The sequence below is a fragment of the Anaerotignum sp. genome (genome assembly GCF_031981185.1).
Taxonomy (GTDB): Bacteria; Bacillota; Clostridia; order Lachnospirales; family Anaerotignaceae; genus Chakrabartyella.
The window spans coordinates 186,144-195,980 of record NZ_DALYUL010000003.1 but is presented as its reverse complement, the minus strand read 5'-3'; the positions used below and the strand labels follow the sequence as shown (position 1 = coordinate 195,980).

The following is a 9,837-nucleotide window of genomic DNA, read 5'->3' as shown; positions in this document are numbered from 1 at the left end:
TTTTGTATACTAAATGAGGCGTTCAGACAAAATTTTAATATGCTACTGTGGCTCAGATGGTAGAGCAGCTGATTCGTAATCAGCAGGTCAGGGGTTCGAGTCCCCTCAGTAGCTTCAGCTAGATTGACAAGTTTTCGATAAAAGAACTTGTCAATTTTTCCGTTATTCGTACGGGTTTGTTGATTCTTTTGATCTCAGGATGAAATCCGGAAAACGGCTAAAGTTTGGATTTGAACCCACAGGAAAACAGAATAATTTGATATAAGGCATGATGGCTGCAAAAGCTGTCATGCTTTTTTGTATTCAAATTTAGAAAGGATGGTTTTACCATGTTAGACGATATTGGTAAATTCGAGCGTATTACTGAAGGCTTTCCCAAGTTATTCAAAAGCGTCAACTGCAAAATGTTTTTATACAAACCATGCTGTTAAGCCGAGTTTTCTACTGCAGCTCCAACTAGAAGTATCGCATAGGTTGATTTATTCAACCGTTATCAACTGCAAATCCATTGAATTCTTTCCGATTACCAAGTAAAATATAGTCAGAGGTGATTGATATGAAGGAAATTAATATTGCAAAAGTGCTTGTTACTAAGCGCAAGGAGAAGGGCATCACCCAGGATGAGCTTGCAAATTACATTGGTGTGTCCAAGGCATCCGTTTCCAAATGGGAAACACAGCAAAGCTATCCAGATGTTACTTTTCTTCCCCAACTGGCTGCATACTTTAACATCAGCATTGACGAATTGATAGACTATAAACCGCAGATGACAAAAGAGGATATTCGAAAGCTGTACCAAAGACTGTCTGATGATTTTACGTCAAAACCGTTTGATTCGGTGATGGAGAATTGCCGAAAGACAATAAAAAAATACTATTCATGCTTCCCATTGCTGCTGCAAATGGGGATATTGATGATCAATCATATCGAATTGCTGAAGGATCCACAGAAAGTGGCGTCTTTGACTGGGGAAGCCAAGGTGCTTTTTATCCGGGTCAGAGAGGAATGCGACGATATATCGATTAGCAGGCTAGCTTTGTTTATGGAAGCCCTATGCAGCCTCATTTCAGGTGATGCAGATTCTGTACTGGATCTGCTTGGCAGCTCTGTCGCGCCTGCGCTACCTCCTGAGTCACTTTTGGCTTCCGCATACCAAATGACAGGGCGTATTGAGGAGGCAAAATCCGTTTTGCAGGTGGGAATGTTTCAAAATATCGTCGTCCTGTTCAACTTCTTTCCAGCATATCTTACGCTATGTGTCGATGTCCCATCCAAATTCGAAGAGGTGCTGCGGCGCTCGCTTGTCGTAGCGGAAACGTTTGACATGAGACATCTGCATCCTGGTGTCCTAGTGGGCCTTTATATTTCAGCCGCGCAGGGATTTATTGCTCAGAAAAATTATGATAGGGCACTTGATATGCTGCAAAAGTACACCGAGATCGTAACAAGCGATATTTATCCCTTGCGCTTGCATGGCGATACTTTTTTCGACCATCTGGATGGATGGCTGGATCAACTGGATTTGGGAACGGATCTTCCCCGGGATGAAAAAACAATCAGGAAAAGCATGTCTGATGTGATTGTTAATAATCCGGTGTTTTCGGTTCTCTCAGATGATAAGCGTTTTCACAGTATAACTGAAAGGCTTCAACGAAACTGCGAACAATATAAATAAGGGGGAATGTTATTATGGAACATGAGAAATTGGTGGCAAAAAAACGACTGATTATATTTATTGCACTTACAATTATCCTTGCATGGTTCGTATTTTTGTTGGTACCGATCTGCGGACTGACCTATGGAAGCGGGGTGTCTGTAGTAATCTTGACAGTTGCTATGTTTATGCCTGCGCTATCCAATTTATTAACACGCTTTATAACAAAAGAAGGATTTGGGAATATGTATCTTCGCCCCCACGTCAAGGGGCATGTGAAAGAGTATCTGCTTTTGTACTTCGGCCCGACAGCCTTATTGATTCTAAGTGGAGCACTTTATTTCCTAATTATGCCAGGTTCGTTTGACCCGGAGCTTATAACTTTAAAAGGGATGATTGCATCAGGTGGTAAACAGGGACCTGCCCCGTCTACGTTGCTAATTATTCAAGTTCTAATTTTTGTTGTCATTGGACCGATTGTAAATATCATCCCCACTTTGGGCGAAGAACTTGGCTGGCGGGGGTATCTGCTCCCTAAACTGCGCATGTTTTTATCTGACAGGGCATCGTTAATTATTACAGGGGTAATATGGGGAATCTGGCACTTACCCATTATCGTGATGGGTCACAATTACGGAACAGGCTATTGGGGCTATCCAGTGCTTGGCATTCTAGCTATGATTGTTTTTTGTGTTGCACTTGGAATTATAGAAGGCTATATATCAATCAAACTGGAAAGCGTCATCCCCGCCGCCATGATTCACTCAACGGTGAATGCGGGCGCGGCACTACCAAGCATTTTTGCAAAGAGCGGATATAACCCACTGTTTGGCCCGGCAATTACAGGCCTTATCGGCGGACTTCCATTTATCGTTTTAGCTGTCCTATTACTAATAAAGGTGGGCAAAAAAATGACGTTGGGTAAAAACGAAGCTTATCGGCAATGAGAGGATCCGTTGGGGCAGAAATAAGATTTTGCTCCACTAGAAGCCGGCAATTAAATAGAATTGAGTAAATGATGAAAATTTATATCAGGTTTTTTATATAGAAAAATGTAAGCATTTGATATGTTTTTAAATCCTACGCTGATGAGGCGAAAAATAAACGCCCTTCGTTATAAAATTTGTAGTCAAAAAGCTGCAAAGAAAACGGAGGGCGATTTATTGAAATAATCGCACAAATAATCCCGATGCAAGAAAGAATAATCCTTGTATCGAGATTATTTCTATATAGGAGGAATCTAGTTTTGTTTTAGACGAAAAGATGTTTATAAGAATCAAAGATATGTGGGTTTGGATTGAAAACGCCGAAAAAATTTAAGATGAATAGAATTTCGTTTAATGTAAGAAAAGAAGTTGTCTTTCTTTTGCACTACATTATTGACATATGACATTAATTGACGTACAATGAATTAATGGCATATGACGGAAATGATTTTAAAATTAAAATCTATCTAGGTGCAATGTGCCTTTGGTGTATTATTTCTTTTAATACTTTTAATATTTAAAATTTGAATTACGAGGAGGGAGTTATTAGCTATGAAAATTGCGATACCCATGAATGAAATGCGTATGGAAGCTGAGGTATGTGTTTCATTTGGCAGAGCACCTTATTTTTTAATTTATGATACTCAGAGTGAGGTTTCTAGATTTTTTGAGAACCCAGGGGCAGTGTCACAAGGTGGCGCTGGCATAAAAGCAGCACAAGCTATCGTTGATGCAATGGCAGAGGCTTTACTTACAGTTCGCTGTGGTGAAAATTCAGCAGAGGTTTTTCAAGCAGCGGGAATCAAGGTATATAAAACAACGAAGGTGTCTGCTAAGGAAAATGTTGAAGCTTTTCAGAAGGGGGAACTTGCACCTTTGACACATTTTCACGGAGGCTTTCACGGTAAAGTATGAGAATTGCGGTGTTAAGTGGAAAAGGTGGAACCGGAAAAACCTTCGTTTCGGTAAACCTTGCCGTAACAGCAAAAAATTCGGTCTATATAGATTGTGATGTAGAAGAACCAAATGGAAGACTGTTTTTAAAACCGGAGGCAAGTATTGCAGAGGAAGTCTATACCCTACTGCCACAGGTTCTGACAGAAAAATGTATCGGCTGTCGTAAGTGTGTAGATTCATGCAGATTTAATGCTATAGGATTTATTAAAAATAGCCCCCTTGTATTTTCTGATGTTTGTCATGCCTGCGGTGCATGCGCGCTTATCTGTCCCGTAGGGGCAGTTTATGAGGTGGAACGTCCAGTTGGTATTGTGGAAAGAGGCAGAAATAAAGGGGTGGAGGTAATTACGGGTATTTTAAATATCGGAGAAGCAAGTGGTATACCTGTGATTCAAAATGCTTTAGATACAGAAATTTCTAATCAAAGTATAACTATCATTGACTGTCCACCTGGGAGTGCTTGCTCCGTTATGGAAAGTGTGAAAACGGCGGATTACTGCCTTTTGGTGGTGGAAGCCACTACCTTTGGTTTTCACAATTTCAAAATGGTGTACGAGCTAGTGTCACTTTTACAAAAGCCTTGTGGTGTAGTGATAAATAAAGGAGACTACATCTATGCTCCACTGATTGAATTTTGCGCAGAAAACAACATCACTATCCTTTGTTGTATTCCTTATCAGGAAAAATTGGCTCGGCTTGGAGCCAATGGTGAGTTGGCTTGTGAGAAAGATGATGAAACACGGGAGCTGTTTTCTACACTTTTAGATAAAATCCGGATGGAGGTGTGGGAATGAAGAAGCTCCTGATTTTAAGCGGCAAGGGGGGCACAGGAAAGACCACAACAGCCGCCGCTTTTATAGATTTTTCTGAGGCCGAAGCTTTTGCAGATTGTGATGTAGATGCACCCAATTTACATTTGCTTGCAGGAATGAAGGAGAAACCCCAAAAGACTGATTATTATGGTTCGGAAAAAGCAAGCATAGATGATAAAAAGTGTTCGAGCTGCGGTGTTTGTTATCAAAACTGCAGATTTCAGGGCATCATTCGAACAGGCGGAAAATATTCTGTGGATCCTTTTGCTTGTGAAGGGTGTGGTGTATGCATGTATACCTGTCCAGCGGGTGCGGTAACCATGGAAGAAGATGTTGCAGGGGAGCTGGCACTTTACCAAGAGGAACGGTTATTTTCCACTGCTAAGCTTAAAATGGGACGAGGTAACTCAGGGAAGTTAGTAACTGAGGTGAAAAAACAGCTAGAGCAAGGGGAGTATGGGGAATTTACTATCATTGATGGTTCTCCGGGAATAGGTTGCCCTGTGATAGCTTCCATCAGTGGCGTGGATATGGTTTTGATTGTTGCAGAGCCTTCCCTATCTGGTATTAGTGATATGATGCGTATTATAAAAACAGCTGGAATCTTTCAGATTAGGACGGCTGTTTGTATCAACAAATATGATACATGTATTGAAAATACTGAAGAAATTAAGAACTTGTGTCAGCGGGAAGACATTCCTTTTGTGGGATGCATTCCCTATGATAATAAGGTCTCTGATGCAATCAATGAGGGGCACAGTATAGCTAAAATCAACTGTCCTGCAAGGGATGCACTATATCAAGTTTACGAAAAGATGAAGGTATATTTCTAAGTTTGAATGGAGAAACTTTTCATTCGTATGAAGTACATTCAACAATGTTGCACCACTAAATTTGTTTGAGAAAAGGAGAATGGATATGAAAATTGCAGTAGCATGTATGGGAGAATTGGTAGCACAACATTTTGGGCATTGTGAAGGTTTTGGCATATTTGAAACAAATAACGGCCAAATAGTTGAGGAAAACACAGTTGCAAATCCTGGACATAAACCCGGATTTTTACCTAATTTTTTAGGAGATATGGGTATTGAAGTAATGATTGCTGGGGGAATGGGTGGCGGTGCCATAGAAATATTCAATGAAAGAAAAATTGAAGTGATTATAGGTGCAGAGGGCAATGCCAAAACTGCCGTTGAAAGCTATTTGAAGGGTGAATTAAAATCAACAGGGTCTGTTTGTCATGAACACAAGCATGCCCATGAATGTGGAAATCATTAATTAGTGGGTGAATTTCAATGCAGGGTATCCGTTAAAAAGGATACCCTGCATTTTTAATAAGAAAAGAGTCTGATTCGATGAGATTTAATTTAACGCTCTATAAAGCATTTAGGTAAGCAAAAGTAGTTCTTGCAAAATTAGAAAGGCTTTGCCGCCTTTACGCCTCGCAATACAGCTTCCTCCGTAACCTTTGCCGCCATAATTCCTACCAAATCCACGGGGGCTATAGGCAGTTCAATTTCTTCCGTGGAAAGGCAGAACAGCGTATCTCCATCCATGGTAGTGTGGACCGGAGAAATGCATCTTGCCAATCCATCATGAGCCATCCCTGCTACCTTCGCTGCCTGGGCTTTTGTAAGCTTGACATTGGTTGCAATGACGCCGATGGTAGTGTTTTTTCCGGCGAAGGAAAGCGTAGAGGCATGCTGGATAATTCCCTTCGCAGTATCTAAAAAGGTCCCATTTTCATCTTTTGTTCCGGCAATGATTGTTCCTTTTTCTAATATATCTCCAAAGGCATTTACTGCAATCAAAGCTCCTACGGTAATTCCATTATCTGTTGTTTCTGCCCAAGAGCCAATGCCACTGTTACACCAACCTAAAGTACCTCGAAGTTTTCCAACGGTTGCGCCACAGCCCGCTCCCGCATCACCCTCAAGTAAGGTTTTATCAGAGGCATTTTCACAGGCTTGTCTGCCCATTTCCTGATTGGGCCGGCAAAAAACATCACCGTTTTCTAAATCATAAAGGACGGCAGCGGGGATGATGGGAACCTTTGTTACGCCTACATCAAAGCCAATGCCCTTCTCTTCTAAATAATTCATAACACCGCAAGAGGCCTCCAGTCCAAAGGCAGAACCACCTGAAAGGACTACAGCATTCACTTTTTCCATTGCATTTATGGGGTTTAATAGGTCTGTTTCACGGGTTCCTGGGGCTGCACCCCTGACGTCAACTCCGCAAAAGGCTCCGTTTTCCGCAATAATAACGGTTACCCCCGTTTTGCCTTGGGTATTTTCGGCATGGCCCACTTTGATGCCCTTAATATCTAAAAGATTATGCTTCACTGGTTTGTCCTCCGTTTTTTTCTTACATATTACAAGGTTTTTGGATTTTTGTAAACACGAATGCAAATTGGATATGCACCAAAAAAAATGTCCCTCTATACAATGTGGGTAAGATGCTTTTTGGAGGGAACAGCATGGGGTACTACTTGATTGAGGGCGGAAAACCCATAAGCGGAGAGTTTGCGGTAAGAGGGAGTAAAAATGCGGCATTACCCATTTTGGCAGCGACACTTCTTGCAGAGGATGAAGTGGTGCTGGAAAATTGCCCGCTGATTCGAGATTTCTATTTAACGTTGGATATTCTGAAAACACTGGGCTGTAGGGTGGAGCTCAATGGCAGGACGGCGGTCATCGACACAAGGCAAATCCAAGATGTAAAGATTCGGGAGGAAACGGTGCAAAAGATGCGTTCCTCCATCCTTTTTTTAGGTGCTCTTTTGGGAAGAGAGCGAAAAGCCATACTAGGGCATCCAGGTGGTTGCGCCATTGGAGAGCGCCCCATTGATATCCATTTGAAAGCCTTTGAAAAGATGGGTGTAGAAATTCAAGAGGAGGATGGACTTTTTTATTGTGAAGCACCTCACATTTTAGGGTATCATATTTACTTGAACTATCCCAGTGTGGGTGCCACGGAGAATATTTTACTTCTGGCGGTAAAGGCTGAAGGTGTTACGGTTATTCATAATGCGGCGAGAGAGCCGGAAATTGTGGCTCTAGTTCGTTTTTTACGTGCCTGTGGGGCTGAGATTTATGGAGAAGGCACACCATCTATTATGATTGAAGGGGTAAAAAAGCTTCACGGAGCATATTTTTCCATACCTTTTGATCGAATTGAGGCTGGAACGTTCTTATGTGCCTCAGCTATGACAGGTGGAGAGCTATGTTTAACTGGTGTTGAAAAAAATGATATTGAAACTACCCTTGAAGCTTTGGTAAAAACAGGATGTCAATTCAATTTTGAGGCGGAGCGTATTTGGATGAAACCGCCTAAGGAACTAAAATCAGGCTTTTCCTTGGTTACTGGGCCATTTCCGGGTTTTCCTACCGACATGCAACCCCTCATGATGAGTCTATTGACATTAGCAAAGGGAACTTGTATGATTAGTGAAACAGTATTTGAGGCTCGTTTCCGCCATGCTGACGAACTATGTCGTATGGGTGCCAATATTGTAATTGAAGACAGAGTTGCGCAAATTAAGGGATGTGATGGCCTCCACGGTGCTGAAGTTTTTGGTCGTGATTTACGAGGTGGTGCAGCGCTTTTGATTGCAGCTTTGGCGGCAGAAGGAAGAAGCACTGTATATGGTGCTGAATATGTAGAACGAGGATACGAAAAAATTGAGGACGCCTTATCGTTGTTGGGCGGCAATGTACGACTGATGGAGTGAAAAAAATGGCATTGAAAAAAAAGAAACGATCTGACAACATAGAACTATTAGAGGAACTTAATTATTATGAAAGGCCCCCAAAAGGGCGAAAAATAAACTCAAAATTTGTCATCGGTTTTTTAATGCTTATCATTGTAATAGCGGGGATTTTATTTTCTCCTCTTTTTGCAGTGAAAGAGATTCGCGCGGAGGGTGCAGAGCATTTTACAACAACTGAATTGGCAGAGATGATTTCCCTTGCCCATGGAGACAATTTGATTTTATTCGGAAAGGGAAAAGCAAAAAAAATCTTGGAACAGGATCCTTACATTGCAGAAGCAAAATTAAAAGTCCAATTGCCCAACACCATGGTGATTCAGGTGAAGGAGCGAAAGGCAAGAGGTTATGTATCTTATATGGGTGCATACCTTTACATAGATGAGGAAGGCCGTGTTTTGGAAACACAGAATACGTATCACGAGGCTTTGCCAATTGTGACTGGTCTTAAATTTGACAGCTTTCTTTTAGGTGAGGTACTGCCTGTGGAAAATAAAGACTCGTTGCAGGTGGTTTTACAAATGTCTCAATTAATGAAAAAATATAATCTTTTGGATATTGTTGTGGAAATCGACGTGACCGAACCTAAGGACGTATATGCCAATGTGAATAAAGTTTTGATTCATTTGGGAGACATGAAGGATGCAGATCAAAAGGTTCGAATTATGGGTGAAATTATGAAAACAATTCCCAAGGAGGATAGAGGTACCTTGGATTTAAGAGATTTGAATAAACCCATTATTTTTCAATACCTCACATAATCGTTAGGAAAAAGGGGACAAGCTATGGGAAAAAACCATTATTTATATGGACTTACTTTAATTTGTGTATTATTGGGAATGATTATTGGCATTCAGTATAACACGGTGAAAAAACAAAATGGGCTAACAGAAAATCAACGTTTGACGGAATTAACTGCTACTTTGAAAAAGGTGCAGGAGGAAAATGAAGCCCTTCAAGGGCATTTAAAGGAAAAGGAACAGATCATTGCTGATTATGAAAGTGGTTTGAATTACGGGGCCACCATTGATAATTTACAAAATGAATTAGAGAAACTTCGTTTATTCGCCGGGCTTACTGAGGTTCACGGTGCTGGAATTTTGATAACCATGAATGATAGCAGCACTAAAAAAGGTGGAGACAGCAATGCCTATTTAGTACATGCGGAAGACCTTCTTTCAGTCATCAACGAATTAAACGTAGGCGGCGCTGAAGCGATTTCCATTAATGGACAGCGTATTGTGGGAAAAACCAGTGTAAGCTGTGCTGGATCTATTGTAATGGTAAATGGAGAGAGGATTGCAGCGCCTTTTGAAATTAAGGCTGTGGGCGACGGAGATATTTTACAATCTGCTTTGAAATTTCCGGGGGGAGTAGTGGACAATTTGGCACCATGGGGAATTGAAATTAACATTCACAAGGAAGCTAATATTGTTGTTCCACCCTATACACAAACAATTCTATGGAAAGCAACTGCTTCAGAACAGGAGGTAGTGGGATGATGAGTGTGCCTGTTATTGGTTTGGTTTTGGGCGTGATCATTGGTATAACCAGCGGTGTGGTAATTCCATATGGGTATGCCAGTTATGTAGCAATCGCAATTCTAACATGTCTTGATTCGGTTTTAGGCGGAATCTATGCCATTTCCCAAAAACAATT

The 9,837-nt window shown here is 41.2% G+C and carries 11 protein-coding genes and 1 tRNA gene; 11 read left to right on the top strand and 1 reads right to left on the bottom strand.

Features of this window, described 5'->3' with window-relative positions; translation table 11 throughout:
• Nucleotides 1-41: 41 nt before the first annotated feature.
• The 7 genes from RTK36_RS02880 to RTK36_RS02850 all read left to right on the top strand — a co-directional run bounded on the left by RTK36_RS02880 (nt 42) and on the right by RTK36_RS02850 (nt 5,687).
• Nucleotides 42-114 (top strand) — tRNA-Thr (locus tag RTK36_RS02880).
• Between the two features lie 442 nt (nt 115-556).
• A complete protein-coding gene (locus RTK36_RS02875) occupies nt 557-1,675 on the top strand; it encodes a helix-turn-helix domain-containing protein (protein WP_312044140.1) in 1,119 nt (372 codons plus the stop codon).
• 14 nt (nt 1,676-1,689) lie between these two features.
• Complete coding sequence (locus RTK36_RS02870; RefSeq protein WP_312044138.1) at nt 1,690-2,601, top strand: CPBP family intramembrane glutamic endopeptidase; 912 nt, start codon at nt 1,690-1,692, stop codon at nt 2,599-2,601.
• A gap of 591 nt (nt 2,602-3,192) precedes the next feature.
• Complete coding sequence (locus RTK36_RS02865; protein ID WP_312044136.1) at nt 3,193-3,555, top strand: NifB/NifX family molybdenum-iron cluster-binding protein; 363 nt, start codon at nt 3,193-3,195, stop codon at nt 3,553-3,555.
• 8 nt (nt 3,556-3,563) lie between these two features.
• Nucleotides 3,564-4,391 (top strand): ATP-binding protein, encoded by an 828-nt coding sequence (locus tag RTK36_RS02860; protein WP_312044134.1) that lies wholly within the window; start codon nt 3,564-3,566, stop codon nt 4,389-4,391.
• Entirely contained in the window at nt 4,388-5,242 is an 855-nt protein-coding gene (locus tag RTK36_RS02855) for a nucleotide-binding protein (protein WP_312044132.1), read from the top strand. Before RTK36_RS02860 ends, RTK36_RS02855 begins: the two co-directional genes overlap by 4 nt.
• Nucleotides 5,243-5,327: 85 nt before the next feature.
• Nucleotides 5,328-5,687, top strand: a complete 360-nt coding sequence (locus tag RTK36_RS02850) for a NifB/NifX family molybdenum-iron cluster-binding protein (RefSeq protein ID WP_312044130.1) — start codon at nt 5,328-5,330, stop codon at nt 5,685-5,687.
• Nucleotides 5,688-5,824: 137 nt separating this feature from the next.
• Here RTK36_RS02850 and RTK36_RS02845 read toward each other — a convergent pair whose 3' ends face one another.
• Nucleotides 5,825-6,754 carry a P1 family peptidase gene (locus tag RTK36_RS02845; RefSeq protein WP_312044128.1) on the bottom strand — a complete coding sequence of 310 codons (930 nt, stop codon included), beginning with the start codon at nt 6,752-6,754 and terminating at the stop codon, nt 5,825-5,827.
• A gap of 134 nt (nt 6,755-6,888) precedes the next feature.
• On the opposite strand from RTK36_RS02845, the gene murA reads away from it, so the two are divergent.
• The 4 genes from murA to RTK36_RS16665 form a co-directional block, all read left to right on the top strand.
• On the top strand, nt 6,889-8,142 hold the full coding sequence (gene murA, locus RTK36_RS02840) for a UDP-N-acetylglucosamine 1-carboxyvinyltransferase (RefSeq protein WP_312044126.1): 1,254 nt from the start codon (nt 6,889-6,891) through the stop codon (nt 8,140-8,142).
• A gap of 5 nt (nt 8,143-8,147) precedes the next feature.
• Nucleotides 8,148-8,939 (top strand): cell division protein FtsQ/DivIB, encoded by a 792-nt coding sequence (locus tag RTK36_RS02835; protein WP_312044124.1) that lies wholly within the window; start codon nt 8,148-8,150, stop codon nt 8,937-8,939.
• Between the two features lie 24 nt (nt 8,940-8,963).
• A complete protein-coding gene (locus tag RTK36_RS02830; protein ID WP_312044121.1) occupies nt 8,964-9,680 on the top strand; it encodes a DUF881 domain-containing protein in 717 nt (238 codons plus the stop codon).
• Nucleotides 9,641-9,837 (top strand): DUF1290 domain-containing protein (locus RTK36_RS16665; protein ID WP_312044119.1); only part of this gene is annotated, 197 nt, incomplete at its 3' end. The genes RTK36_RS02830 and RTK36_RS16665, both read left to right, overlap by 40 nt.

What these genes read in the sequence shown, in the direction of transcription:
- RTK36_RS02855 (WP_312044132.1), top strand. Translation starts at nt 4,388, where the DNA reads ATGAAGAAGCTCCTGATTTTAAGCGGCAAGGGGGGCACAGGAAAGACC.
- RTK36_RS02875 (WP_312044140.1), top strand. Translation starts at nt 557, where the DNA reads ATGAAGGAAATTAATATTGCAAAAGTGCTTGTTACTAAGCGCAAGGAG.
- RTK36_RS02835 (WP_312044124.1), top strand. Translation starts at nt 8,148, where the DNA reads ATGGCATTGAAAAAAAAGAAACGATCTGACAACATAGAACTATTAGAG.
- RTK36_RS02830 (WP_312044121.1), top strand. Translation starts at nt 8,964, where the DNA reads ATGGGAAAAAACCATTATTTATATGGACTTACTTTAATTTGTGTATTA.
- RTK36_RS02865 (WP_312044136.1), top strand. Translation starts at nt 3,193, where the DNA reads ATGAAAATTGCGATACCCATGAATGAAATGCGTATGGAAGCTGAGGTA.
- RTK36_RS02870 (WP_312044138.1), top strand. Translation starts at nt 1,690, where the DNA reads ATGGAACATGAGAAATTGGTGGCAAAAAAACGACTGATTATATTTATT.
- RTK36_RS02850 (WP_312044130.1), top strand. Translation starts at nt 5,328, where the DNA reads ATGAAAATTGCAGTAGCATGTATGGGAGAATTGGTAGCACAACATTTT.
- murA (WP_312044126.1), top strand. Translation starts at nt 6,889, where the DNA reads ATGGGGTACTACTTGATTGAGGGCGGAAAACCCATAAGCGGAGAGTTT.